Below are 25,584 nucleotides of genomic sequence, written 5' to 3' on the forward strand. Positions count from 1 at the left end.
GGCCGAGCTGCTGCGCACGGCGCCGGCCCCCGTGGTGTTCACGGCCCCCGGCACCGCCCTCGGCGCGCTCGCGGAGGTGCTGGCCGGGTCCGCGGCGGAGCGCTGGATCGCCGTCCCGGACGGCCTCGCGGACCTGGGGACCGGGATGCGCCGGCTGCCGCTGCCCGAGGCGGTCGAGGCCCTCGGCGGCGACGAGGAGGAGGGGGTGTTCGTGCTGGCGCCCCCGGAGCGGGCCGCCTGGAACGTGGATCTGCGCCCGCTGCTCCCGCACCTGGTCGAGCAGGGCGTCACCGCGCGCACCCTCAGCACCGTGCTGCGGCCGCTCGGCATCAGCCGCCGCGACGTCTACGACGCGCTGGGCGATGCGCCGGGAGCGCGGGACGAGGGCAGGGGCGCCCGGGGCGAGGGGCGCGGGAAGAAGTAGGTGAGGGGGAAGCGGCATCGGGGGGGTTGTGCCGCTTCCCCCGGAGACAGGGGGTGCCGCTCCTTGCCGCGGTCGGGGGAGGCCGCGGCCGGGTCCCGCGACACGGCCCCTGCTCCGGCCCCTGGGACCCCGGGGGGAGTCCGCGGGGGCTCGTATCCCATCCTGCCGCGCCGGGGGCCGTACCGGGGCGGTCGAAGGACCCCGATCCGCAGGTCCTTGGTCCTTCGCCGGGCGCCTGCGGCGCCGTGCGGACGATGCGGAACTCCCGGCGGAAACGGGCATGCGTACGGATAGACTCGCCCGACCGTACAGGGGATCGAAACCTCAGGGGATCGAAGGGGAGTCAGGGGCCGATGGCACAGGCGAAGAAGATAGCCCTCTACGCGATAGTCGTCTTCGTGCTCTACACGATCATCAACTCCCCCGCACGGGCCGCGGACCTGGTCCAAGTAGGGTTCGAGGGCATCGCGAACGCCGCCCAGGGGGTCGGCGACTTCATGTCCGAGCTGGTCAACTAGGAGTACCGCGTGATCCGCCATCTGGTCCTGTTCAAGCTGAACGACGGTGTCGAGCGGGACGATCCCCGGGTCGTCGCGGGTGCCGAGGCGTTCCGGGCGCTGGAGGGCACGATCCCGGAGCTGGAGTTCTGGGAGTGCGCCTGGAACATCACCGACCGGCCGATCGCGTACGACTTCGCCATCAACTCCGCGGTCGCCGACGAGGCCGCGCTGAAGCGGTATCTGGAGCACCCCGACCACCAGGCGGCCGCCGGACGGTGGCGCGAGTTCGCCACCTGGGTGATCGCCGACTACCCGTTCTGACGCCTTCGGCCCTGCGAGCCCCTCACCGGCCCGGTGAGGGGCTTTCCTGTGTCCAACACGGCGCTATGGGGTGCTTGCACACAGTGGTCATGTCTTGTGATGCTATGACCGCTTTTGACGGATGGATTGACCGAAGTTGACCGCGTAGCGAAGTTGACCGCAAAGGGGTGGCGTCATCGTGCCGGCCAGTACAGCGCCTCAAGTGCCTCCCCAGGTCCACCAGGCGGCACCGGCCGCCCCGGCGCCGGCGACGCTCCAGGAGACCCCCGACGAGACGGCCTCGCCCGCCCGGTCCCGGGCCGCCGACACCAGGGCGCTGACCCAGGTGCTGTTCGGCCGGCTGAAGGACCTGGAGCCGGGCACCCCGGAGCACGACCGGGTGCGGACGGCGCTGATCGAGGCGAACCTGCCGCTCGTGCGGTACGCCGCCGCGCGGTTCCGCAGCCGCAACGAGCCGATGGAGGACGTCGTCCAGGTCGGCACCATCGGCCTGATCAACGCCATCGACCGCTTCGACCCCGAACGCGGCGTCCAGTTCCCGACGTTCGCGATGCCCACCGTCGTCGGCGAGATCAAGCGGTACTTCCGGGACAACGTGCGCACCGTCCACGTCCCCCGGCGGCTGCACGAGCTGTGGGTCCAGGTCACCGGCGCCACCGAGGACCTGACGACCGCGCACGGCCGGTCGCCGACCACGGCCGAGATCGCCGAGCGGCTCAAGATCTCCGAGGACGAGGTGCTGGCCTGCATCGAGGCCGGGCGCTCGTACCACGCCACCTCGCTGGAGGCGGCCCAGGAGGGCGACGGGCTGCCCGGGCTGCTCGACCGGCTCGGCTACGAGGACCCCGCACTGGCGGGCGTCGAACACCGGGACCTCGTCCGGCACCTCCTCGTACAGCTGCCCGAGCGCGAGCAGCGCATCCTGCTGCTGCGGTACTACAGCAATCTGACGCAGTCCCAGATCAGTGCGGAGCTGGGAGTGTCGCAGATGCACGTGTCAAGGCTCCTCGCCCGGAGTTTCGCCAGACTCCGATCCGCAAACAGGATCGAGGCGTAGCTGAGACGGGTAGACCGTTCTCGGGCGTTTCCCCGTGGCCAAAAGCCTCACACCCCTTGTTAACTGCACAGACTCCCCCCTGACTTGTCGACAAGTCACTACAGCGCGTTGCCGACATGTGACATTCTGCGGGAAGCGCGTTTGCCGCAGTCCCGCCTCCGGTATTCAGGTGGCAGGCTGCGTTCCTCCGATGGTCGTGGCCACCGCGACCGTCCGCGACCTCAAGGGGGTGGCATGTCCGAAGAACAGGGCAGCTCGAAGGTGCTCACGCTCACCAAGAGCGACCCCGCACCCGTTGCGCTCACCAGCTCGCCGGAAGCCATCGACACCCGCACGCTCTCCCGCTCCCTGTTCCTGCGGCTCGCCGCGCTGGGGCCCGCTCCGGGGCCCGGCGGGACGGACAGCCCGGAGCGTGCGTATGTACGGGACACGCTGATCGAGCTGAACCTGCCGCTCGTGCGGTACGCCGCCGCGCGGTTCCGCAGCCGCAACGAGCCGATGGAGGACATCGTCCAGGTCGGCACCATCGGCCTGATCAAGGCGATCGACCGGTTCGACTGCGAGCGCGGCGTGGAGTTCCCGACGTTCGCGATGCCCACCGTCGTCGGCGAGATCAAGCGGTTCTTCCGGGACACGTCGTGGTCGGTGCGCGTGCCGCGGCGGCTCCAGGAGCTGCGGCTCGCCCTCACCCGGACCAGTGACGAGCTGGCGCAGAAGCTCGACCGCTCGCCGACCGTCCCGGAGCTGGCCAAGGCGCTCGGGGTCTCCGAGGAGGAGGTCGTCGACGGCCTCGCCGTGGGCAACGCCTACACCGCCTCCTCGCTGGACTCCCCCGCCCCCGAGGACGACGGCGGCGAGGGCTCGCTGGCGGACCGGCTCGGCTACGAGGACGCCGCGCTGGAGGGCGTCGAGTACCGCGAGTCCCTCAAGCCGCTGCTGGCCAAGCTGCCGCCGCGCGAACGGCAGATCATCATGCTGCGGTTCTTCGCCAACATGACCCAGTCCCAGATCGGCGAGGAGGTCGGCATCTCCCAGATGCACGTCTCCCGTCTGCTGACCCGGACCCTCGCCCAGCTCCGCGAGGGCCTCATCGCCGACTGACCGGCACGGCCCGGACCCGGCGGCGCCCCCGGAAACGACGGCGCCGCCGCCCGCGCGGATCGGCACGGACAGCGGCACACGAGAAGACGGACGGGACGGGCCGGCGGTCCGGCGGCGGAAGCGGGCAGCCGGGCTGCCCGCTCAGTCATGTGCGGGCGCGGACGAGGCGCCCCGCCCGCGCGGTGGACCTCAGCCCAGGGCGAGCCAGGCCACCGCGCCCAGCACGATGACCACCGCGACGATGCCGGCGATCAGGCCCGTCCTCGGTCCGGAGGAGACGGCTGCGGGCTGCTGGCGGCGCTGCGGCTCGCCCTCGTCCACGAAGGCGCGGAACATCTGGGTACTGCCGGCCGGGTCGTAGGAGCCCTCGGGGCCCTGCGGTGCGTGGGGATTGTGTGCCATGTCGCAGGACCCTAGCGAACTCGGGCGAACGGCCCAACCCCCGGTCGCCGCCCGCCGATCCCCGCCCCTGTGGCACGGACCACATCAGGCCCTCCCGTACCGCAGAGCCTGCGGCTTTGACCAGCACCCTACAGAGCCTTTTGCGTTCCTTTACTCCTGCAAGCCCCATTTCGTTTGCCTGTAGCAACCAATGGCTTCTATGGTTGCCCTAAGCAACAAGATGACCGGTGAGATTCTCTGGGGGGCCCGTGGCCGGACGGAGTCAGTACGAAGAACTGGCCCGGCAGCTGAGCGCCATCGGGGCCGTCAAGAGAGGTCTCGCCCGCATCCTGCCCGCCGAGTGCCCCGGTGGCTCCGCCGCCGTGCTGACTCTGCTGAGCCGGCACGGGGAGATGCGGATCAGCCGGCTGGCCGAGCTGCTCGCGGTCGACATGTCGGTGACCAGCCGGCATGTCGCGCACGTGGCGGAGCGGGGCTGGATCGAACGGTTCCCGGACCCGGCGGACAAGCGCTCCCGCATCCTGCGGCTGACCCCCGCGGGGGAAGAGGTGCTCGACGACCTCTCCCGCCGGTCGACCGAGATGTTCGCCAGCCATCTGCAGGACTGGACCGACGACGAGGTCGGACAGCTCAACACGTTGCTCGCCCGGCTGCGCGACAGCTTCTCCTGTCGCGGCACCGCAGGGTGCGCCCCCGGCAAGCACGGCGGCGACTGCCGCCCCCGGCAGGCGGACACCCACCCCGACTCGTACACCCGTACACCTGTGTAAACAGAAGCAAAGACAAGGACCTCAATGGCTACGACCACACCAACCGGTGTGCGGGGCGGCCACGCCAAGCACGGAGGCCACGACGCCTCCGGCGGCGCGCCGATGACACACCGGCAGATCATGGAGGCGCTCGCCGGACTGCTGCTCGGCATGTTCGTCGCGATCCTGTCGTCCACCGTCGTCTCCAACGCCCTTCCGGAGATCATCGCCGACCTCGGCGGCGGCCAGAGCGCCTACACCTGGGTCGTCACGGCCTCGCTGCTGGCGATGACGGCGACCACCCCGCTGTGGGGCAAGCTCGCGGACCTGTTCAGCAAGAAGCTGCTGGTCCAGATAGCCCTGGTCATCTATGTCGCGGCCTCGATCGTGGCCGGCCTCTCGACCAGCGCGGGCATGCTGATCGCCTGCCGCGTGGTGCAGGGCATCGGCGTCGGCGGTCTCTCCGCCCTCGCCCAGATCGTGATGGCCGCCATGATCGCCCCGCGCGAGCGCGGCCGGTACAGCGGCTACATCGGCGCGGTCTTCGCCGTCGCCACCGTCGGCGGCCCGCTCCTCGGCGGCGTCATCACCGACACCAGCTGGATGGGCTGGCGCTGGTGCTTCTACGTGGGCGTGCCGTTCGCGGTGATCGCCCTCATCGTGCTCCAGAAGACCCTCAAGCTCCCCGTCGTCAAGCGGGACGTCAAGGTCGACTGGACCGGCGCCTTCTTCATCAGCGCCGCCGTCTCGCTGCTCCTCCTGTGGGTGACGTTCGCGGGCGACAAGTACGACTGGATGTCCTGGCAGACCGGCGTGATGCTGGTGGGCTCGGTGCTCCTCGCCCTGATCTTCGTCTTCGTCGAGTCCCGCGCCAGCGAGCCGATCATCCCGCTGCGCCTCTTCCGCAACCGGACCATCACCCTGGCGTCGCTCGCCTCGCTGTTCGTCGGTGTCGCGATGTTCGCCGGCACCGTCTTCTTCAGCCAGTACTTCCAGCTGGCGCGCGACAAGTCGCCGACGATGTCCGGGGTGATGACCATCCCGATGATCGGCGGTCTGTTCATCTCCTCGACCGTCTCCGGGCAGATCATCACCAAGACGGGCCGCTGGAAGGCATGGCTGGTCAGCGGTGGCTTCCTGGTCACGGCCGGGCTGGGCCTGCTGGGCACGATCCGCTACGACACCACGTACTGGCACATCGGCGTCTACATGTTCGTGATGGGTCTCGGCATCGGCATGATGATGCAGAACCTGGTGCTCGCCACGCAGAACCAGGTGGACCCCTCCGACCTCGGTTCGGCCTCGTCCGTCGTCACGTTCTTCCGTTCCCTCGGTGGTGCGATCGGCGTCTCGGCGCTGGGCGCCGTCATGGCGAACCGCGTCACCCACTACGTCAAGACGGGCCTCGCGGACCTCGGTCCCGAGGGCGCTGCCCTGGGCCACGGCGGCACGGCCGGCGGAGGCATCCCCGACCTGGACAAGCTGCCCGCCCCGTTCCGTACGGTCGTGGAGGCCGCGTACGGGCACGGCGTCGGCGACGTCTTCCTGTACGCCGCCCCGTCCGCCCTGGTCGCCTTCCTGATCACCCTGTTCATCAAGGAGGTCGCGCTCAAGACCAAGGCGGTGGGCGAGACCGGCGCCCAGGCCCCGGCGGACGGCGTTCCCGCCGGCGCCGCCGGTGAAACCCCCGTCGACACCGTCACCGAGGCGGTCGCCGAGGGCGCCGCCGGAGTCACCTCCGTGGACACCGCCGAAGCCGCGGCGGACCTCCCGGTGGACCTCGCCAAGGACGGCACCCCCGTCCGCGGCGTGGTGCGGGGCGCCGAGGGCGCCCCGGTCGGCCGGGCCGCCGTCACCCTGATCTCCCTCGGCGGGCGCCAGCTGGGCATCGCCGCCGCGCGGGAGGACGGCGGGTACGCGCTGGAGGCTCCGGGCGCCGGTTCGTACGTGCTGATCGCCTCGGCCGACGGATTCCAGCCGCAGGCGTCCACCGTGGTCGTCGGCGACGAGCCGCTGGTGTACGACATCCTGCTCGCCGGCACGAGCGGCCTGGCCGGTACCGTGCGGGACGCGGAGAGCGGCGCGCCGGTCGCGGACGCCGTGGTCGTCGTGACCGATGTGCGCGGCGACGTGCTGACCACCGGCAAGTCCGGCGCGAGCGGCGAGTTCACCTTCGGCGAGCTGGTGCCCGGCGCGGTCACCGTCGCGGTCAACGCGGCCGGTTTCCGCCCGCTGGCCCTCCCGGTGGAGGTCGGCGGCCAGGGCGTCACCCGCGTCGACGCCGCCCTCCGGGCCGGTGCCCTGGTCCAGGGCGTCGTCCGCGCCGGAGCGCGCCGGCACCCGCTGCCGGACGCGCGGGTCACGCTGGTGGACGCGGCCGGCAACGTGGTCGCCCACGCGACGACCGGGGAGGACGGGGCGTACGCCTTCACCGACCTGGACGCGGGCGAGTACACCGTCGTCGCGAACGGCTACCCGCCGGTGGCCGGGGCGCTGACCGTGGCCGGTCACGGCGTGGACGGCCACGACATCGAGCTCGCCCACCCGGGCGAGTGACCGAAGGGTCCGGGACGGGTTCCGGACCCCCACGAACCCCTGGTGGGAGCGGCGTTCTGTGAGCGGAGGCGCCACCCCTCCGGGGACATGGGCCCCGGCGGCGGGGACGGCGGGCAGGGGACGGCCCGCCGGCCCCCGCCCCGGGGCCCGACTCATGGAGTGACCGGCCGCGGTGCGCGGGCGGGGCAGGAGCAAGGAGAGAACCGGATGGGACTTCGCGCGCAGGTACGGACGCGGGACGGCTGGGCCGTCCAGCACGCGGTCGTGACGGTCACCGACATGACCGGCACCCAGGTGCTGCGGGCCGCCGCCGACGGGACCGGGGCGGTACGGGACGACACCCCGCTGCTCGCGGGCGCGTACACGGTGATCGTGACGGCGGTCGGGTACGCCCCGGCCGCCTCCACCGCCCTCGTCACGGCGAGCGGCACCGTCGAGGCCGGCACGGTGGTGCTGAACCGGCAGGGCGGCGTCGAACTGCCGCCGCCCGGCACCTGGTCGCTGGACCCGGCGCACTCCTCGGTGGCGGCGGTCGCCCAGCACCTGGGGATCTCCAGCGTGCGCGGCCGGTTCACCGAGTTCGGCGGGCGCGTCGAGATCGCGGCGGACCTCGGCCGGTCCCGGGTGGAGGCGGTCATCGACGCGACGAGCATCGACACCGGCAACGGCATGCGGGACAAGCACCTGCGCTCCCCCGACTTCCTGGACACCGACCGGTTCCCGGAGATCACCTACCGCTCCACCGGGCTGACCCCGGCCGGTCCGGACCGCTGGACCGTGCACGGCGAGCTGACCATGCGCGGCGTGCGGCGCCCGGTCGACCTGGACCTCAGCTACCTGGGGACCGGCCCCGACCCGTGGGGCGGGGTGCGCGCGGCGTTCAGCGCCACGGCCGAACTGCGCCGCGAGGACTTCGCCATGAACTACAACCAGGTCGTCCAGGCCGGCATCGCGGCCATCGGCACCACCCTCCGCGTCGAGCTGGACATCCAGGCCGTGCAGGGCGATTCCCTGCCCGCCGTCTGACGCTCCCCGGTCGTAGGGTCGGGGCCATGGCACCCCATATCGCGACCAACACCACCGTGGACCTCGACGCCCTGCTGGACTTCGTACGGCCCCGGCACCGGGCGATCCTGCTGACCACCCGGTCCGACGGCCGGCCCCAGGGCTCCCCGCTCACCTGCGGGGTGGACGACGCGGGCCGGATCGTCGTGTCCACGTACCCGGAGCGCGCCAAGACCCGCAACGCCAGGCGCGACCCGCGCGTCAGCGTGATCGTGCTGTCCGACGACTGGAACGGCCCGTGGGTGCAGATCGACGGGTCCGCCGAGGTCATCGACGCACCGGAGTCGGTCGAACCCCTCGTCGAGTACTTCCGGAACATCTCCGGCGAGCACCCCGACTGGGACGAGTACCGGGCGGCGATGGTCAGGCAGGGCAAGTCGATCATCCGGATCACCCCGGAGCGCTGGGGCCCCGTCGCCACCGGCGGCTTCCCGGCCCACCTCGCCCCGTGATCCCGCCCGCGCTGCTGGACCGGGCCCGGATCGTCGCCGGGCCCGAGGTCGGCGAGGACGCCGTGCGCGGGCTGGCGCGGGCCACCGGGCGGCCCGTCGCACGCGTCCCGGGCGAGGGGCCCTTCGTGTACGTGGGCGCCGTCCTGCCCGACGCGCTGCGCGGCCCGGACCTGATCTGGTTCCACAGCGTCAACGCCGGCACGGACGCGCTGGTGCACCGCGCCGACCGGCCCTGGCCGCCCGGCGTGCCGCTGACCCGGACCGTGGGGCGGATGGGCGAGCGGATCGCGCAGTACGTGCTGGGCTGGGTGCTCGCCGAGTGCCAGTCGGTGCCGGAGTACGCGGCGCAGCACGCCCGCGCCGAGTGGCGCCGGCTCCCTTCGGAACTCGTCGCCGGGCAGACCGCCGTCGTCCACGGCACCGGCCGGATCGGCTCCGCGGTGGCCTCGCTGCTGCGGGCCTGCTCCATCCGGACCGTGGCCGCCGCCCGCACCCCGCGCCCGGTGCCGCCCGGCTTCGACGCGGTCGTCCCGGCCGGTGAACCGGTGGCCGCCCGCTGGGTGGTCGCCGCGCTGCCGCTGACCGGGGCGACCACCGGCTACTTCGGGGCGGAGCGGTTCGCCGCGATGGGCGGGGCGACGTTCCTCAACGTGGGGCGGGGCGCGACCGTGGACCTGGGGGCGCTCGGGGAGGCGCTGCGCGCCGGAACGGTGGGGCGGGCGGTGCTGGACGTCCTGCCGGACGAGCCGGCCGCGCCCGGCGATCCCTGCTGGCGGCTGCCCCGTACGGTCGTCACCTCGCACTCGGCGGGCGTCACGGCGGACGAGGACGTGGTCACCGACTTCACCGCGTGTCTGCGGGAGTGGACGGCCGGGAAGAGGCCCGCGCTCGCCGTGGACCCGGCGCGGGGCTACTGAGCGGAGGCGGCGTCCCCGCGTGCCCGCATCGCTTCGATGCCGGCGATCAGCAGGTCCAGCGCGAAGGTGAAGTCGCGGTCGCGCATCTCCTGGATGGTCGCGTCGGCGCGCGCGTCCATCACCTCGCGCGACTCCTCCACGAACTCGTCGAGGTGCGGCTGGTCCCGGACCGCCGACATGGCCTGCCGGAAGTACTGGTCCTGGGTGAGCCCCGCCTCGGCGCTGCGCTGCGCGAACTGGCCCTCCACCGTGCCGAACCCGTACACGAACTGGAAGACCGCCGACAGGGCGCCGCTGCGGCCCTCGGCGGGGAGGCCGGTCGCGCGGATCACGTCCTGGATGGCATGGGTCACCAGCAGCGAGTGCGGGCCCAGGTTCAGGAACCTGCCGGCCAGCGGGGACACCCAGGGGTGCCGCACGAGCAGCCCCCGGTACGCCCCGGCCAGCGCGCGGAGCCGGTCCGGCCAGGGGGCGTCCCCGGCCGGCGGCCCGATCTCGGCGTAGACCGCGTCGAGGGCCAGCTCCAGCAGGTCGTCCTTGGTGTCCACGTACCAGTACAGGGACATCGCCGTGACGTTCAGTTCGGCGGCGAGCCGGCGCATGGAGAACTTGGCCAGGCCCTCCGCGTCGAGCAGCCGCACCGAGGCGGCGGTGATCCGGTCCCGGTCGAGCCCGGCCGGCTGGTCGGCGCGCCGGGAGCGCGCGGGTGGCCGGGTGTTCAGCCAGACGCTGGTCCGGACAGGGTTCTTCACGCGGTCGGCCGCGGACACCATGGCGCACTCCCTCGTCTCGCCGGCGGGACGGACGGACCGGCCGCTGTGCCGGTGCGCGGCCGGCCGCGGGCGAGCCGCGTGCCGACCGCGTACCGGCCGCCCGTCAAACGGAGCAGCACGGTCCGGTGGTCCCGTCCGATGCTATGCCTGCGTGGCGGCCGGTTCGGCCGGGACCGGTCGTCCTCGTTCGGCCCGGCGCAGCAGCAGGGCGGCCAGGAGTCCGCCGGCGAGCACGGCGGCCGCGCCGCCGAGCATGCTGGTCTCCAGCCCGGAGGCGAACGCGTCGGTGATGCGCGTCCGCTCGTCCTCGCCGTGCGCGGCCGCCAGGGCGGCGGGCAGCGAGGCGGCGCCCACGGCCGAGGGGACGAGCGCGGCGAACCGGGAGTTGAGGACGGCGCCGAGGACGGCGACCCCGAGGCCGTTGCCGCACTCCGCGAGGGTGCCGTTGACCCCGGCGCCCACACCGGCCTTCTCCGGCGGGATGGCGCTCATGATCGCGTTGGCCATCGCGGGCATGGCGAGCGCGATGCCGACGCCCATGACCAGCAGTCCGAGCAGGGTGCCGCCGTAGCCGTGCCGGCCGAGCAGCGCGATCGCGGCGAGTCCGGCCGCGAGCAGCCCCATGCCGGTGGCGATGGTGGCGGGCGTGCCCAGCTTGGGGACCAGCCGGGCGCCGAGCCCGGTGAGGTTCAGCGCGACGACGCTCAGGGCGAGCGGTGCCGTGCGCAGACCGGCCTCCAGCGGCCCGTAGCCGAGGACGAACTGGAGCTGCTGGGTGAGCAGGAACAGCGAACCGCCCATGCCGAAGGCGACGAGGACCGCGCCCGCGACCGCCCCGACGAACCGCTGGTCGCGGAAGAAGTGCATGTCCAGCATCGGGTGCGGGATGCGCAGCTCCCACAGCACGAAGCCGGTGAGCACGGCGGCCCCGGTGAACGCGGTCAGCAGCACCCTGCCGGACGTCCAGCCGTGCTCGGGGCCGGAGATGATCGCGTACACGACGGCGGCCATGCCGACGGTGGAGAGCAGCGCGCCGAGCAGGTCGGGGCGGTCGCCGCTCGCGTTCTTCGACTCGGGGACCAGCCGCACCACGGCCACCAGGCCGATCAGCGCGACCGGGATGTTGATGAGGAAGATCGCGCCCCACCAGAAGTGGTCGAGCATCACCCCGCCGATCAGCGGGCCGACCGCGAAGCCGAGCGAGCTGACGGTGGACCAGATGCCGATGGCCTTGACCCGTTCGGTGTCGTCGAATATCTGCACGACGACGGCGAGCGTGGTGGTCATCAGCAGCGCGCCGCCGACGCCCATCCCGGCCCGCGCGGCGATCAGTTGCGCGGAGGAGTCGGCGAGCCCGGCCACCAGGGAGCCGATGCCGAACAGGGCGAGCCCGGCGGCCAGCATCTTCTTCCGCCCGTAGCGGTCGGCGGCGGAGCCGGCCGTGAGCAGCAGCCCGGACTGGACGAGCGAGTAGGCGTTGATCATCCACTGCACGTCGGCGGTGGAGGCGTCCAGCTCCCGCGTGAGGGAGGGGATCGCGACGTTGAGGACGGTGTTGTCGAGCAGCACGGTCAGCTGGGCGAGGCAGATGACGCCGAGGATCAACCAGCGCTGCGGATGGCTCGGCGGGGCGAGCGGGTGGTTCTTCGCGGCGTCGGTCGCCGTCATGCGTACTCCCTGCTGTCGTGGGTTCGGACACCTCGTTCCTATACGGTGTACAGGAGCGATGTTGTACACCGTATAGGAGAGCGCCGGAGCGTACAAGTGCCTTTTCGTGGGTACGGTGCCGGTCGCCGAAATCCGCCTCGGACCCGGCTCCCGGAAGCAGGAGTGATATGTCGCTGCGTCGTCGCACGGTGGAAGTCCTGGTGGCAGCAGGCCTGTTGGGGGCGGCGCTCGCGCCTCCCGCGACGGCGTCCCCGGGGCACGGGCCGGGGCGGCCGGTGCCGCTGCGGGTGGCCACGTACAACATCCACGCCGGGGCCGGCCCGGACAACGTCTTCGACCTCGACCGGCAGGTGGCCGCCCTGCGCGCCCTGGACGCGGACGTCATCGGGCTCCAGGAGGTGGACGTCCACTGGGGCGCCCGCAGCGAGTGGCGCGATCTGGCGGGCGAGCTGGCCCGGCGCCTCGGCATGCGGGTCTCCTTCGCCCCGATCTACAGCCTCGACCCGGCGGCGGAGGGCGGGCCCCGGCGCGAGTACGGCGTGGCGGTGCTGTCCCGGTACCGGATCGTGAGCGCCGAGAACCACGAGGTGACCCGGCTGTCGACGCAGGACCCGAACCCGGTCCCGGCGCCCGCGCCCGGCTTCGGGGAGGTGGTGCTGCGGGTGCGCGGGCTGCCCGTCCACGTGTACGTGACGCACCTCGACTACCGGGGCGACCCGTCCGTCCGCGTCGCGCAGGTGGCCGACACGCGGCGGATCATGGCGGAGGACCGGGAAGCGGAACGGGGTCCGGTGCGGCAGGTCCTGCTCGGCGACTTCAACGCGCCGCCGGCCGCTCCCGAACTGGCGCCGCTGTGGCGGGAGCTGACCGATGCCGAGCCGGGCGGGCCCACGTATCCGGCGCAGGACCCGGTCCGGCGGATCGACTACGTGGCGGTTTCGAAGGACACCGTCCGGGTACGCCACGCGGCGGTGGCCGAGACACTCGCCTCGGACCACCGCCCTGTCGTGGCCGACCTGTTGCTGCGGCGCTGAGGCCGCGCTCCGTCAGCCGGTCGTCGCCGCCGGCCGGGTCAGGTCGTAGAAGGTGGCGCCGCCCGCCGTCACCTCGGTGAAGTTCTCCGTCACCCAGGCGGAGATCTGCGAGGCGGTGCCGTCGCCGCCCATACCGCCGCCTCCCATGCCGCCTCCGGAGACGAAGTAGTGGATGCGGCCTTCCTCGACGTACCGCTTGAACTGGGCGAGCGTCGGGGACGGGTCGCTTCCGTTGAAGCCGCCGATCGCCATGACGGGCTTCTGGGTGGCGAGTTGGTAGCTGGCGGCGTTCTGCGAGCCGATCGCGGCGGCCGCCCAGGTGTAGGCGTCGGCGTCCGCTGCCAGGAGTGCCTTGGCCTTGGCGTCGACGGTGGCGCCGTTGAGCAGGCCGCCCATGCCGCCGCCCATGCCGCCGGGTCCGCCGCGTTCGCCGGTGCCGAAGGGGAAGCGGCGGGTGTTCTGGCCCTGCCCGTCGCCCTGGCCGGTGTTCTGGCCGTTGCCCTGGCTGGTGTTCTGGCCGGTGTTCTGGCCCGGCGGGGTGCCGGTGGGGGGCAGGCCCGTCGGATTGCCCGGCTGGCCGGCGCCCTGCCGGCTCGTGCCCTGGCCCTGGCCCTGGCCCTGGCCCTGGCCTTGGCCCTGGGTGCCTGGGGGTCGCATGCCGCCCGAGGACGGGCCGGCGGTGACGATCGAGCCCTGGTGGCCCGTGTTCAGCGTGCTCACGGTGTACGCGGCCGGCCCGGCGAGCGACGCGGCGAAGCCCAGCACCACGGCGGCCAGGACCAGGGGCCGCCCCAGCCGGGCCGCGAGCGCCAGGCCCGCCGCCGCCACGAGCCCGGCCACGAGCACCGCCGTACGCAGCCACGGCTGGTAGTCCGGGGTGCGGCCCAGCAGGACGTACGCCCAGTACGCCGTCGCCGCGACCGTCACCGCCAGCACGGCGCCCGCCCACCAGCGGGCCCGCTCCTCCCACAGCACCGTGACGCCCATGCCGGTCAGCGCGGCGAGGTAGGGGGCCAGGGCCACCGTGTAGTACTGGTGGAAGATCCCGGCCATGAAGCTGAACACGGTGGCCGTCATCAGCAGCGAACCGCCCCAGGCCAGGAAGGCGGCCCGCGCGGTGTCCGTGCGCTCCGTCCGCCGGGTCAGCCAGAGGCCGGCCACGAGCAGGATCAGGGCGGCGGGCAGCAGCCAGGAGATCTGGGCGCCGATCTCCGCGTTGAACATCCGGCCGATGCCGGTCTCGCCCCACTGACCGCCGCCGCCCCGGCCGCCTCCGCCTCCGCCGACGCTGCCGGTCTCCTCGCCGTTGAGCCGGCCGAGGCCGTTGTAGCCGAAGGTCAGCTCCAGGAACGAGTTGTGCTGCGAACCGCCGATGTACGGGCGTGAGGCGGCGGGCCACAGTTCGACGACCGCCACCCACCAGCCGCCCGCGACGAGCACGGCGAGCGCCGAGAGCCCGAGCTGCCCGAACCTCCTGCGGACGGGGACCGGCGCGCACACCGCGTACAGCACCGCCAGCGGCGGCAGGATCAGGAACGCCTGGAGCGTCTTCGACAGGAACGCGAGGCCGACCGTGACGCCCGCCCACACCAGCCACTTCGTGCGGCCGTGCTCCATCGCGCGCAGCACGCAGTAGACGGTGACGGTCATCAGCAGCGTGAGCAGCGCGTCCGGGTTGTTGAAGCGGAACATCAGCGCGGCCACGGGCGTCAGCGCGAACACCGTCATGGTGATCAGCCCGGCCGCCGCGCCGAACCGGCGCCGCACGGCCGCGTACAGCACCGCGGCCGTCGCCGTGCCCATCAGCACCTGCGGGACCAGGATCGCCCAGGAGCTGAGCCCGAAGATCCGCACCGACAGCGCCATGGGCCAGAGCGCGGCCGGGGGCTTGTCCACGGTGATGGCGTTGGCCGCGTCCAGCGAGCCGAAGAAGAACGCCTTCCAGCTGCTGCCGCCCGCCTGCGCGGCGGCGGAGTAGAAGGAGTTGGCGTAGCCGGAGGCGCTGAGGTTCCAGAGGTACGCCAGGGTGAGGGCGAGCAGCAGGGCGAGGAACGCGGGCCGGACCCAGGGGGCGTCCCCCGGCCGCCCGCGCCACAGACGGCGGGGCAGCGAGGCGCCGGCCCCCGCGTGCCCCGGAGGCGTGTCCGGCCGGGCCGGGGCGTGAACGGGGTCGAACGTGGTCATCGGGCGTTCCTCGGGTCGTGGACGGGTGCGGAGGGCGGGCCGGAGGGCGACGCCGGATCGGGGGCCGGTGTGGGGGCGGGGGCCGCCTGCGCGGGGGCCGGTATGGGGGTCGCCTGCGCGGGGGCCGGTGTGGGGGTTGCCGGTGCGCGGTCCGGGGCGGGGTTTGCCCGGTCGCGGTCCGGGAAGACCCAGGCGCGGAACAGCAGGAACCGCAGCACCGTCGCCGCGAGGTTGGCCGCGACCAGGACCGCGAGTTCGGTGCCGTGCGAGGGCGAGCCGGAAGCGGCGCCCAGGGCCGCCAGCGAGCCGCTGGTCAGGGCGAGGCCGATCGCGAAGACCACGAGGCCCTGCGCCTGGTGGCGGACGGCGCCGCCCCGGCCGCGTACGCCGAAGGTGAGTCTCCGGTTGGCCGCCGTGTTGGCGACGGCGGACACCAGCAGCGCGGCCCCGTTGGCGAGCTGGGGCCCGGCGCCGAGCCGGAAGAAGGAGTACAGGGCCAGGTAGAACAGCGTGGACAGGGCGCCCACGACGCAGAAGCCGACCAGCTGCCGGGCCAGGCCGCCGGGCACCCCGCCGATCGCCCGGTCGCGCGGGTCGTCCCCGAAGGGCCGGGCCAGCCGGTCCAGCGGCAGCGCGCCCACGGCCAGCGCACGCCCCACCCGCCACACGCCCTTGAGGTCCTCGGTGGCGGTGCGCACGATGTGGACGGTGGAGTCGGGGTCGTCGACCCAGTCGACGGGCACCTCGTGGATGCGCAGCCCGGCCCGCTCGGCGAGCACCAGCATCTCGGTGTCGAAGAACCAGCCGGTGTCCTCGACCATGGGCAGCAGCCGCTGCGCGACCTCGCGCCGGATCGCCTTGAACCCGCACTGCGCGTCGCTGAACCGGGCGGCCAGCGAGGACCGCAGGATGATGTTGTAGGCCCGCGAGATGAACTCCCGCTTCGTGCCGCGCACCACCCGCGAACTCCGCGCGAGCCGGGAGCCGATGGCGAGGTCCGAGTGGCCGGAGATCAGCGGCGCGACCAGCGGGAGCAGCGCGTTGAGGTCGGTGGACAGGTCCACGTCCATGTACGCGAGCACCGGCGCGTCCGAGTCCGTCCACACCGTCCGCAGCGCCCGGCCGCGCCCCTTCTCCTCCAGCCGGAACGACCGCACCCCCGGCAGCGACCGCGCCAGCCGCTCCGCGACCTCGGGCGTGCGGTCGGTGCTGGCGTTGTCGGCGACGGTGATCCGGAAGGCGTACGGGAAGGTGCGGGCCAGATGCGCGTGCAGCCGCAGCACGCACGGTTCGAGGTCCTTCTCCTCGTTGTAGACGGGTACCACCACATCGAGTACGGGCACGCCCGCCGCACCGGGCGCTCCGGCGGCGCCGGCCAGGAGGTGGTCCCTGGCCGGCAGGGTGCTTCGAGGAGTCTCTGTTCGCATGCCGTCGACGGTCGCCAACGGGCCTGTCACAGGCGTGTGCCGCACCTGTGGTGGGTCTGTGAGCAGCAGCTCGCGGCCTGCGGAAAAGAGGTTTGACCGCTCCCCCGGATGGTGCTGGAGTCCTCGTGTGGACAGCATCCCCGCCAACCGGCGGCTCTGGAACAGCATCAGCGGCGCCTACCAGCAGCGGCACGACCCGCAGATCGGCGCCTCGCCCCGGCTGTGGGGCATGTACTCGATCCCCGACGCGGAGCTGGGGGCGCTGGGCGACGTCGCCGGCCAGCGGGTCCTCGAACTCGGCTGCGGCGCCGGCCAGTGGTCCCGGGCGCTCGCCGCCGAGGGCGCCACCGTGGTCGGGATCGACCTGTCCGAGGCCCAGCTCGCGGCGGCGGCCGACGCGATGGGGGCGGACCGCTACGCGCTGGTGCAGGGCGCGGCCGAGCAGCTGCCCTTCGCCGACGCCGTCTTCGACCTGGTCTTCTGCGACTTCGGCGGCCTCAGCTGGGCGCCGGCGCGGCTGGCCGTCCCGCAGGTCGCCCGCGTCCTGCGGCCGGGCGGACGGCTGGTGTTCAACGTCGCCACCCCCTGGTTCGAGGCCTGCTACGACGAGACGGCGGAGCGGGTCACCACCACCCTGCAGAAGCCCTACTTCGACCTGGCCACCATCGCCGAGGACGACGGCGCGACCAGCTACCAGCTCACCTACGGCGACTGGGTCAGGGTCCTGCGCGGCGCGGGGCTCGTCATCGACGACCTCATCGAACCCCGCCCCGGACCCGACACCCTCAACGGCTACAACCGGACCGAACCGCCGGACTGGGCCCATCACTGGCCGGCGGAAATGCTGTGGGTGACCCACAAGCCGTAGCGTCCCGCGCGGCGGGCAGCCGCACCGCGAACACCGTCCCGCCCGGTGCCGACCGCGCCTGCGCCGTTCCGCCGTGGGCGGTCACCACCGCCTGGACGATGGCCAGGCCCAGGCCCGTGGACCCGGCGTGCCGGGAGCGGGAGGCGTCGCCCCGGGTGAACCGTTCGAAGATGTGCGGCAGGAGGTCCGGGGGGATGCCGGGGCCGTCGTCCTGGATCTCCACGGTGACCCCGTCCGGGGCGGCCAGCACCCGGGCCGTGACCGTGGTGCCCGGCGGGGTGTGGCTGCGGGCGTTGGACAGCAGGTTGACCAGCACCTGATGGATGCGGGTGGGGTCGGCGCGGACCACGGCCGGGGTGTCGGGCAGGTCGAGGTGCCAGTGCCGGGCCGGGCCGGCGCCTCCGGTGGTGTCGGCCGCGCGGGCGTCGCTCAGCGCGTCCACGACGAGCGGCGAGAGATCGGTGGTCTCGTACGAGAGCGGCCGGCCGGCGTCGAGGCGGGCCAGGAGCAGGAGGTCCTCGACCAGGCCCGTCATGCGCTGTGCCTCGGACTCGATGCGTCCGAGGGCGTGCCGGGTGTCCGGACCGGTCTCCTCGCCGCCGCGCCGGGTGAGTTCGGCGTAGCCGCGGATCGAGGCCAGCGGGGTGCGCAGTTCGTGGCCGGCGTCCGCGACGAACTGGCGCAGCCGTGTCTCGCTGCGCTGGCGCGCGTCCAGGGCGGAGCCGACATGGCCCAGCATCCGGTTGAGCGCGGCTCCGACCTGGCCGACCTCCGTGCGCGGGTCCGCCTCGGTGTCCGGGACGCGTTCCAGCAGGGCGACCTCGCCGCTGTGCAGGGGCAGTTCGGAGACCCGGGTGGCGGTGGCGGCGACCCGGCGCAGCGGGCGCAGGGCGACCCCGACGATGACGGTGCCGGCGATCCCGGCGGCGACGAGCCCGGCACCGGTCACGCAGACCTCGACCAGGATCAGGGTGCTGAGCGCGCGGCTCACCTCGGCGGTGGGAATGCCGACGAGGACCGTGCCGCCGTCGTTCACGGGCACCCCGCGGACCCGGTAGCCGCCCAGGCCGGGCAGCTCCACGTCGTGCGCGCGGCCGTCCGCGGTGACCCCGGCCTCCTTCAGGGCGCCGCGCTGGCCGGCCGTCAGCGGTTCGGTGTTCTCGCCGGCCTCGAACCCGCCGTCCTTCACCACGGCCGAGTCCGCGATCCGGCCGTCCTCGACGAGCGCGCCGAACGTCCGCAGCGGCTGGCCGCCCATGCCGATGAACCCGAGCGGGTCGCGCTCCGGGACGAGGGAGGGGGCGGCCGGGACACCCGGCGCCTTGAGCCCGCCCGGTTTCGGACCGCCCGGCACCCGCTGCGCCCGGACCGCGATGTCCCGCAGCTGGTCGTCCAGCTTCCCGTACAGATAGCTGTGGTACGCGATCGCGGTCACCACGCCGATCACGGAGGCGACGACCGCGATCAGGGTCACCGCCGAGACCACGAGCCGGGTGCGCAGGGTCCAGGGCCGCCGCCGCACCGCGCTACTCACCGGGCTTGATCAGGTATCCCGCCCCGCGCCGGGTGTGGATCATCGGTGAGCGGCCCGCGTCGATCTTCTTGCGCAGGTAGGAGATGTACAGCTCGACCACGTTGGCCTGGCCGCCGAAGTCGTAGTTCCAGACCCGGTCCAGGATCTGCGCCTTGCTGAGCACGCGGCGCGGGTTGCGCATCAGGAACCGCAGCAGCTCGAACTCGGTCGCCGTCAGGTGGATGCCGGTGCCGCCCCGGCTCACCTCGTGGCTGTCCTCGTCGAGCACCAGGTCGCCCACGACGAGCCGCGACTCGCTGCGCGCCGTCGCCGTGGCCGAACGCCGGATCAGCCCGCGCAGCCGGGCCACGACCTCCTCCAGGCTGAACGGCTTGGTGACGTAGTCGTCGCCGCCCGCCGTGAGCCCGGCGATCCGGTCCTCCACGGAGTCCCGCGCGGTCAGGAACAGCACCGGCACGTCGGACAGCTCGCGGCGCAGCCGGCCGAGCACGGCGAGCCCGTCCACGTCGGGCAGCATCACGTCGAGGACCACCGCGTCCGGCCGGAACTCGCGGGCCGCCCGCACGGCACCGGTCCCGTCCCCGGCGCTGCGCACCTGCCAGCCCTCGTACCGGAGCGCCATCGACAGCAGCTCGGTGAGCGAAGCCTCGTCGTCCACGACCAGGACCCGCACGGGGGTACGGTCCGGCCTGAGCAGTTCGGTACGCCCCTGGGGCGAGGTCGTCGTCGTCATGGCGCCCAGCCTCCGGGACGGCTCTGAGAGAGTTCTTTCCCGTTTCTGTGAATTCCCTGAGAAAGCCGCGGCCCGCCCCCGCAGCGCCTCAGAGGCCGAACAGCGCCTTCGCGTTGTCGTGGCAGACCGCCCGCAGCCAGTCGTCGCCGAGGCCCAGGCGCTCCAGCGCCTCCAGCTGATGGCTGTACGGGTACGGGATGTTCGGGAAGTCCGTGCCGAGCAGGACGCGGTCGCCGAGGTCCGCGAGCCGGGAGTGCTCCGCCTTCGGGAACGGCATGAAGTTTTCGGTGAAGTCGGTGAACGCCATCGTGGTGTCCAGCCGCACCCCGGGGTACCGCTCGGCGAGCGTCAGGAACTCCGCGTACTCCGGCATGCCCAGGTGCGCCACGATCAGCGGCAGCCTGGGGTGGCGGGCCAGGACGCGCGCGATGGGGCCCGGACCGGTGTGCCTGCCGGGCGCCGGCCCCGAGCCGCAGTGCGTCACGACGGGGACGCCCGCCTCGGCGAGCAGCCCCCAGACCGGGTCGAGCAGCGGGTCGTTCGGGTCGTACGCGCCGACCTGGAGGTGCGCCTTGAAGACGCGGGCCCCCGCCTCGACCGCCTCCCGGACATAGCGTTCCGCGTCCGGTTCGGGGAAGAACGTCGCCGTGTGCAGGCAGTCGGGGGTCCGCGCGGCGAACTCCGCCGACCAGCCGTTCAGCCAGGCCGCCATGGCCGGCTTGTGCGGATAGAGCATCGACGTGAAGCGCAGCACCCCGAACGAGCGGAGCACGGCGAGCCGTTCCTCCTCCTCGTGCCGGTAGGTGATCGGCCACTCCATGCCGGTGAGCGGCCCCGCCGAGTCGAAGTACGCCCAGACCTTGCGCAGCACCCGCTCCGGCATGAAGTGCGTGTGTACGTCGATGAGGCCGGGCAGCCCGAGCCGCTGCCGGAACCTCGCCACCTCGTCGCGCTCGTCGCCCATACGGCCGACCCTCTCAGAACAGCCCGTCCTGCGCCCCGCCGCCCCCCACCGCGACGGCCGGCGGGCTCACCCCGGCGGCGCCCGCCCCGGCCGCCGCCAGCGACCAGCCGGTCATCAGCCGGGTGTCGACGACCAGGAGGCACTGCGCGCCCGTGTCCAGATGCAGATCGGGCCCGGCCGCCGCGACCAGCCGCCCCGCCACCACGCCCCCGTCCACGAGCCCGGTCACGGCCCGCACGGAACGAGGCCCCGGGCCCGCACCGCCTCCCGGAGCCTCCAGGCCGAAGATCCCCGCGTGGTCCACCGGAGCGCACGGCAGGCGTTCCAGCGCCTCCGGCCAGGCCCCGCCTCCCTCCAGGGCCACCACCCTCCGGTACAGCTCCGTCACCTCGGCGGCCCGCACCGCCGGGTCCGGCAGCTCCGTCCGCACCGCCCGCTTGCGCGCGTACGGAATCCGGTCCGGGACGCCGAGCGCCGCCCGGAGCACCTCCTCCGCCCGGCGCGCCGCCATCAGCGGGCCGCGCCCCAGCCAGCTGAAGACCACCGCCCCCTGCTCCCGCAGCCGGGCCGCACCCCGCTCCTCCGCGGTGATGCCGACCTTCACCAGACCGGGCCCGAACCACGCCAGATACACCCGGTACGGGCGGGGGTCGTCCGGGATCGTGTCGGCGGCCACCGAGTGCGCCCGGTCGAGCCGTCCGCACTCCGCGCAGCGCCCGCCCGTGCTCCCGGCCGGGACCACCGCGGCCAGCGGGCACGCGTTGCCCCGGGCGCCGGAGCAGCGCCGCTCCCCGGACGCCCGGAAGCCGAACTCCGTCCCGTACGCCAGGGCGCTCGTCCGCGTCCGGTTCCCCTTGCGCCAGCCGAGCGCGGGGCCGCCGGACTCCTCGGGCCAGCGAAGGCCGGTGCACTGCCAGTCCATGCGCGCACCCTACGGGCGGCCACCGACAGGCAGGCCCGTGCGGGGCCGGCGTCAGGTCGTGGACGGGAGCCTGTGCACCCACGGCCGGCAGCACTCCGATGCTGCTGGAACGAGCGGCTCCGCCGTCACCAGCCCGTCCAGAGCAGGTGGTTGACGGCGAGGGCCACCGCCGCCTGGGCGGCCAGCCAGCCCCGCCTGCCCCGGTCGGGCAGCAGGGCCGCCGCAGGCAGCAGCCAGAGCATGAACGGCTGCCAGATCCGCTCGGTCTCCGCCTTGCTCATCCCGGACAGGTCGGCCGCCAGCACCAGGAGCATCCCCACCAGCACCAGCGGGACGAGCCGGTCCGGCGCGCTCGCTTCCCCGCCGCGCAGGCCGCGTACGGCACCCGGCGCACCCGCGAAGGTCCGGCGCAGCCCGGCCACCGCCGCGGGGCCCACCGCGATCACGGTGCAGGCCAGGTTCGCCCACACCCAGTACCAGTAGGGCCGGAATCCGCCCGCGCCCTGGTGGTAGCGCTCGACGAGCACGTGGTACGCCTCCCACCAGTTGAAGCCCGCCGCGGTGAAGACGACCGGGACCACCAGCGCGCCGAGCAGCGCGAGCGGCAGCGGCCTCGCGGTCCGGGCGAGCACCAGGACGGCCAGGAGCAGGAGCGCCATCAGCACCAGCCCGTAACTCAGGTAGCAGACCAGCCCGTAGAGGAGCCCCGCCCCGAGCGCGGCGGCGGCAGGACTGCGTACCGTACGGGTCGCCGCCAGGGTCAGCAGGGCCACGGACCACGCGGCCACCGCCGCGAAGTAGCCGTCCGCCGACGTCCCGGCCCAGACCGCGACCGGTGCCAGGACGAGGAACGGAGCCGCGCGCCGGGCGATGTGCTCACCGGCCAGGGCCCGGACCGTGACCAGCACGGCCAGCAGGCCGGACGCGCCGGTCAGGATGCACCAGACGCCGGCCCAGGCGCCGCCGCCGAGCCCGGCCCGGTCCAGCAGGACGAAGGTGAGCGTCGCCCCCGGCGGGTGACCGGCGACATGCGCCGGCCAGTTGCCCGGCGTGCCGAGCAGGATGTGCTCGTCGAAGGTGCGCAGCGCGGCGCCGATGTCGGTGAACCGGTCGATGACCCGCAGGTACTCGTGTTTCGTGGTCAGACGCTCGGCGACGCCCCGCCCCCAGCCGTCGATCAGCGCGAGGGAGAAGACCCAGGCGAGCGAGGCGGCGTACGTGGCCAGGAGCAGCGCGCGCCAGCGCAGCCGCCGGGCGAGGAGCGGCCCGTACGCGATCACGGCGACGGCCACGACGGGGGCGGCGACCGTGCCCGGACCCACGTGCGGGTACCAGGACGCCAGCAGCGGCGGCCAGTGCACGTACAGCCTCTGCGCGTAGTCCTCGACGGCGCGGCCGCCCAGGGCGGCGGCGACCACGAGCGCGGCTCCCACCCCCGCGGCCGCCAGATCCCGGCGCTGCCCCGAGCGGGCGGTGGTGGCCGGTGCGGTACGGGGCTCGGTGCGGTCCTCGGTCTTCACGCAGGCACCGTACGCACCGGGGCGGCGCGACGGCGGTTCCGGCCGGGCGCGTCACACAACCGTCAGATTCACGGCGGCCACCGTACGTTCGCCGGGCCGACGTCACCGTTTCGTCAGGAGTCGCACCCGCCGAACGCCCCGGTACCGGGCATAGCGTCGGCCTCATGGGCGACAGCAGTCGGAACGCTCCGACCTCCTCCTCGACTTCCTCCCGGCCCCGGGCCACCGCTCTCCTCGAACGGCTGCCGTCGGCGCCCGGCTTCTGGCGCAGTCCCGTGCGCGGCGTGCCGTTCACCGCAGTGCTCGGTCTCGTCCTGCTCGCCGGGATCACGCTGCTCTTCGTGACGGGCCTGCTGTCGTACGCCGCGTACAACCCGGACCTGAACCCGGTCAACGACAAGACACCCGACAAGGGCCTGCTCGGGTTCTACCTGTTCCCCTGGCCCACCTCGCCGCACTGGCTGTACCGGCTGACGCAGGGGCTCCACGTCACCGTGGGCATCGTGCTCGTCCCCGTCCTGCTGGCCAAGCTGTGGTCCGTCGTGCCCCGCCTCTTCACGCTCCCTCCGGCCCGCTCGCCCGCCCATGCCCTGGAAAGGATCTCGCTGCTCCTGCTGGTGGGCGGGGCGCTCTTCGAGTTCGTCACCGGGCTGCTCAACATCCAGCTGGAGTACCTGTTCCCGGGCTCCTTCTACCCGCTGCACTTCTACGGGGCGTGGGTGTTCTTCGCCGCCTTCCTCGCCCACGCCGGGCTGCGTGCCCCGCAGGCCGTACGGGTGCTGCGGACGGGCGGGCTCGACGGACCGGTCCCGGACGACGCGCTGGAGTCGCCGGCCCCGTCCCGGCCCACCGTGTCCCGGCGCGGCGCCCTCGCCGTGGTGGGGGCCGGCTCACTCGTCCTGCTGGTCACCTCGGCCGGCCGCAGCTTCGACGGCCCGCTGCGCCGCCTGGCCGCACTCACCCCGCACGGCGCCGCCGAACCAGGGTCCGGGCCCAACGGCTTCCAGATCAACAAGACCGCCGCCGCCGTCGGGATCACCACCGCGGAGACCGGCGAGGGCTGGTGGCTCACCGTCAGCGGCCCGGCCGGGGATCTGCGGTTCAGCCGGGCCCAGCTGCTGGACATGGAGCAGCACAGCGCGGCCCTGCCCATCGCGTGTGTGGAGGGCTGGTCCACCTCGGACCAGTGGTGGCGCGGCGTACGGCTGAGCGATCTGGCGGCCCTCGCCGGATACCCGGACCGGCCGCCCGGGGTGCTGGTGGAGTCCCTCCAGCGCAGCGGCGCCTTCCGCCGGGCGGCGCTGCGGGACAACCAGGTGCGCGACCCGCGTTCGCTGCTCGCACTGCGGGTCAACGGGGAGGATCTGTCACCCGATCACGGCTATCCGGCCCGCGTGATCGTTCCTGCCGCGCCGGGTGTGCTCAACACCAAGTGGGTGGCCCGGCTGACGTTCGGAGACCTGTGAACGCCACCGGCCCCCGGGCCTTCCCGCGCCGCCGCTACGGGGCGGGGCCGCTGCACCTCGTCCTGCTGGCCGCCTCCTTCGCCCTCGCCGGCTACGCCGGTGTGCGCCTGCTGGCGGGCGACTGGCTCGGAGTGGTCATCTGGTTCGCGGGCGCGGCCCTCGTGCACGACCTGGTGCTCGTACCCCTGTACGCGTCGGCGGATCTGCTGCTGCGCCGCTGTCTCGGACGGCGGCGGCCGGCATCCGTCAACTACGTACGGGTGCCGGCCTTCCTGTCCGCGCTCCTGCTGCTCGTGTGGTTCCCGCTGATCACCCGCCAGGCCGAGCGCTACGAGCCGGCCAGTGGGCTGTCCCCGGACGTGTTCCTGGCGAACTGGCTGCTGATCACGGCCGCGCTCTTCCTGGCCTCGGCGCTCTGGTTCGTCGTACGGGCGGTCCTGGCGCGCCGCAGGGACACGAAGGTACGGCCGTCGGCCTCCCACTGATCGACGGCGCGCAGCCCGTGCGGGCGGGCATACTCCAGCAGGGCCGTGGAACCGAGCCTCGCCCACGGGAAGAGGCCCGCCGACGCCGGCCCGGCCGGGGCGCTCCCGTCGTCCAGCCGCACCCGGACCCGCTCGTCGACGGCGTGCGGCACGGTCTCCGCGACGAGCAGCCCGCCCGGCGCGAGCAGTTCCGCCGTACGGCTGAGCAGCCGGTCCGGATCTCCGCCGATGCCGATGTTGCCGTCGGCGAGCAGCACCGTGCCCCACCGCCCCTCGCCGGGCAGCGCGTCGAACACCGACCGGCACAGGGCGTAGCCGCCGAGCCGCACGGTCCGGGCGACCGCCGCCGCGCTGACGTCGATGCCCAGGGCGCGGTGGCCCCGCGCCGACAGCGCGGCGACCAGCCGCCCGGGCCCGCAGCCGACGTCCAGGACCGGACCCTCGCAGCGGGCCAGCGCCGAC

The 25,584-nt window shown here is 73.6% G+C and carries 23 protein-coding genes and 1 pseudogene; 13 read left to right on the forward strand and 11 right to left on the reverse strand.

Translation table 11 applies throughout. The annotated features are described in order from the left end of the window. The 5 genes and pseudogenes from MHW47_RS13595 to MHW47_RS13615 all read left to right on the forward strand — a co-directional run. A pseudogene (locus MHW47_RS13595) lies at positions 1 to 424 on the forward strand (DUF371 domain-containing protein); the annotation flags it as partial. A 353-nt stretch (positions 425 to 777) separates the two neighbouring features. Further along, a complete protein-coding gene (locus MHW47_RS13600; RefSeq protein ID WP_199564801.1) occupies positions 778 to 942 on the forward strand; it encodes a hypothetical protein in 165 nt (54 codons plus the stop codon). Between the two features lie 9 nt (positions 943 to 951). Continuing rightward, on the forward strand, positions 952 to 1,245 hold the full coding sequence (locus MHW47_RS13605) for a Dabb family protein (RefSeq protein ID WP_239223246.1): 294 nt from the start codon (positions 952 to 954) through the stop codon (positions 1,243 to 1,245). A 178-nt stretch (positions 1,246 to 1,423) separates the two neighbouring features. Next, positions 1,424 to 2,302: an RNA polymerase sigma factor SigF gene (locus MHW47_RS13610; RefSeq protein WP_374230088.1), complete on the forward strand. Its 879-nt coding sequence runs from the start codon at positions 1,424 to 1,426 to the stop codon at positions 2,300 to 2,302. Positions 2,303 to 2,536: 234 nt separating this feature from the next. Then, positions 2,537 to 3,403: an RNA polymerase sigma factor SigF gene (locus MHW47_RS13615; RefSeq protein ID WP_239223250.1), complete on the forward strand. Its 867-nt coding sequence runs from the start codon at positions 2,537 to 2,539 to the stop codon at positions 3,401 to 3,403. Positions 3,404 to 3,592: 189 nt separating this feature from the next. Here MHW47_RS13615 and MHW47_RS13620 read toward each other — a convergent pair whose 3' ends face one another. After that, entirely contained in the window at positions 3,593 to 3,805 is a 213-nt protein-coding gene (locus MHW47_RS13620) for a hypothetical protein (RefSeq protein ID WP_239223252.1), read from the reverse strand. 248 nt (positions 3,806 to 4,053) lie between these two features. Between MHW47_RS13620 and MHW47_RS13625 the strand changes: the two genes are divergently transcribed. The 5 genes from MHW47_RS13625 (at position 4,054) to MHW47_RS13645 (ending at position 9,544) form a co-directional block, all read left to right on the forward strand. After that, positions 4,054 to 4,575, forward strand: coding sequence for a MarR family transcriptional regulator (locus MHW47_RS13625; RefSeq protein WP_239223254.1), 522 nt, complete (start codon positions 4,054 to 4,056; stop codon positions 4,573 to 4,575). Positions 4,576 to 4,599: 24 nt separating this feature from the next. Continuing rightward, positions 4,600 to 7,110: an MFS transporter gene (locus MHW47_RS13630; protein ID WP_239223255.1), complete on the forward strand. Its 2,511-nt coding sequence runs from the start codon at positions 4,600 to 4,602 to the stop codon at positions 7,108 to 7,110. 207 nt (positions 7,111 to 7,317) lie between these two features. Then, entirely contained in the window at positions 7,318 to 8,136 is an 819-nt protein-coding gene (locus MHW47_RS13635) for a YceI family protein (RefSeq protein ID WP_239223256.1), read from the forward strand. A 26-nt stretch (positions 8,137 to 8,162) separates the two neighbouring features. Next, entirely contained in the window at positions 8,163 to 8,627 is a 465-nt protein-coding gene (locus MHW47_RS13640) for a PPOX class F420-dependent oxidoreductase (protein ID WP_239223258.1), read from the forward strand. Continuing rightward, positions 8,624 to 9,544, forward strand: coding sequence for an NAD(P)-dependent oxidoreductase (locus MHW47_RS13645; protein ID WP_239223260.1), 921 nt, complete (start codon positions 8,624 to 8,626; stop codon positions 9,542 to 9,544). Before MHW47_RS13640 ends, MHW47_RS13645 begins: the two co-directional genes overlap by 4 nt. Here the strand turns inward: MHW47_RS13645 and MHW47_RS13650 are convergent. Then, positions 9,538 to 10,317 (reverse strand): TetR/AcrR family transcriptional regulator, encoded by a 780-nt coding sequence (locus MHW47_RS13650; protein ID WP_239223262.1) that lies wholly within the window; start codon positions 10,315 to 10,317, stop codon positions 9,538 to 9,540. The genes MHW47_RS13645 and MHW47_RS13650 overlap by 7 nt on opposite strands. 141 nt (positions 10,318 to 10,458) lie before the next feature. Continuing rightward, positions 10,459 to 11,985: an MFS transporter gene (locus MHW47_RS13655; protein WP_239223264.1), complete on the reverse strand. Its 1,527-nt coding sequence runs from the start codon at positions 11,983 to 11,985 to the stop codon at positions 10,459 to 10,461. 167 nt (positions 11,986 to 12,152) lie between these two features. Between MHW47_RS13655 and MHW47_RS13660 the strand changes: the two genes are divergently transcribed. Continuing rightward, positions 12,153 to 13,019, forward strand: coding sequence for an endonuclease/exonuclease/phosphatase family protein (locus tag MHW47_RS13660; protein ID WP_239223265.1), 867 nt, complete (start codon positions 12,153 to 12,155; stop codon positions 13,017 to 13,019). Positions 13,020 to 13,031: 12 nt separating this feature from the next. Here MHW47_RS13660 and MHW47_RS13665 read toward each other — a convergent pair whose 3' ends face one another. Both MHW47_RS13665 and MHW47_RS13670 read right to left on the reverse strand, forming a co-directional pair. Next, positions 13,032 to 15,203, reverse strand: a complete 2,172-nt coding sequence (locus MHW47_RS13665) for a glycosyltransferase family 39 protein (RefSeq protein ID WP_239223266.1) — start codon at positions 15,201 to 15,203, stop codon at positions 13,032 to 13,034. Continuing rightward, the gene (locus MHW47_RS13670) at positions 15,200 to 16,630 is read right to left on the reverse strand and encodes a bifunctional glycosyltransferase family 2/GtrA family protein (protein WP_239223267.1); all 1,431 of its coding nucleotides are present in this window, start codon (positions 16,628 to 16,630) and stop codon (positions 15,200 to 15,202) included. The genes MHW47_RS13665 and MHW47_RS13670 overlap by 4 nt, the downstream gene beginning before the upstream one ends. Positions 16,631 to 16,757: 127 nt before the next feature. Here MHW47_RS13670 and MHW47_RS13675 point away from each other — a divergent pair, with 127 nt between their 5' ends. Further along, positions 16,758 to 17,498, forward strand: coding sequence for a class I SAM-dependent methyltransferase (locus MHW47_RS13675; protein WP_239223268.1), 741 nt, complete (start codon positions 16,758 to 16,760; stop codon positions 17,496 to 17,498). Here MHW47_RS13675 and MHW47_RS13680 read toward each other — a convergent pair. From MHW47_RS13680 to MHW47_RS13700, 5 genes are all read right to left on the reverse strand, one after another. Beyond that, positions 17,416 to 19,032, reverse strand: a complete 1,617-nt coding sequence (locus MHW47_RS13680; RefSeq protein ID WP_239223269.1) for a cell wall metabolism sensor histidine kinase WalK — start codon at positions 19,030 to 19,032, stop codon at positions 17,416 to 17,418. The genes MHW47_RS13675 and MHW47_RS13680 overlap by 83 nt on opposite strands. Next, positions 19,025 to 19,765, reverse strand: a complete 741-nt coding sequence (locus MHW47_RS13685; protein ID WP_239223270.1) for a response regulator transcription factor — start codon at positions 19,763 to 19,765, stop codon at positions 19,025 to 19,027. Before MHW47_RS13685 ends, MHW47_RS13680 begins: the two co-directional genes overlap by 8 nt. A gap of 88 nt (positions 19,766 to 19,853) precedes the next feature. Continuing rightward, the gene (locus MHW47_RS13690) at positions 19,854 to 20,729 is read right to left on the reverse strand and encodes an amidohydrolase family protein (RefSeq protein ID WP_239223271.1); all 876 of its coding nucleotides are present in this window, start codon (positions 20,727 to 20,729) and stop codon (positions 19,854 to 19,856) included. Between the two features lie 13 nt (positions 20,730 to 20,742). Beyond that, the gene (locus tag MHW47_RS13695) at positions 20,743 to 21,651 is read right to left on the reverse strand and encodes a DUF2797 domain-containing protein (protein WP_239223272.1); all 909 of its coding nucleotides are present in this window, start codon (positions 21,649 to 21,651) and stop codon (positions 20,743 to 20,745) included. 125 nt (positions 21,652 to 21,776) lie between these two features. Further along, the gene (locus MHW47_RS13700; RefSeq protein WP_239223274.1) at positions 21,777 to 23,171 is read right to left on the reverse strand and encodes a hypothetical protein; all 1,395 of its coding nucleotides are present in this window, start codon (positions 23,169 to 23,171) and stop codon (positions 21,777 to 21,779) included. A 164-nt stretch (positions 23,172 to 23,335) separates the two neighbouring features. Between MHW47_RS13700 and MHW47_RS13705 the strand changes: the two genes are divergently transcribed. Beyond that, complete coding sequence (locus MHW47_RS13705) at positions 23,336 to 24,637, forward strand: molybdopterin-dependent oxidoreductase (RefSeq protein WP_239223276.1); 1,302 nt, start codon at positions 23,336 to 23,338, stop codon at positions 24,635 to 24,637. Between the two features lie 328 nt (positions 24,638 to 24,965). On the opposite strand, the gene MHW47_RS35925 is transcribed toward MHW47_RS13705, so the two are convergent. Next, the coding region (locus MHW47_RS35925) for a methyltransferase domain-containing protein (protein ID WP_308381604.1) at positions 24,966 to 25,584 on the reverse strand (619 nt) is incomplete at its 5' end.

The organism is Streptomyces sp. OfavH-34-F, from assembly GCF_022347745.1.
GTDB lineage: Bacteria > Actinomycetota > Actinomycetes > Streptomycetales > Streptomycetaceae > Streptomyces.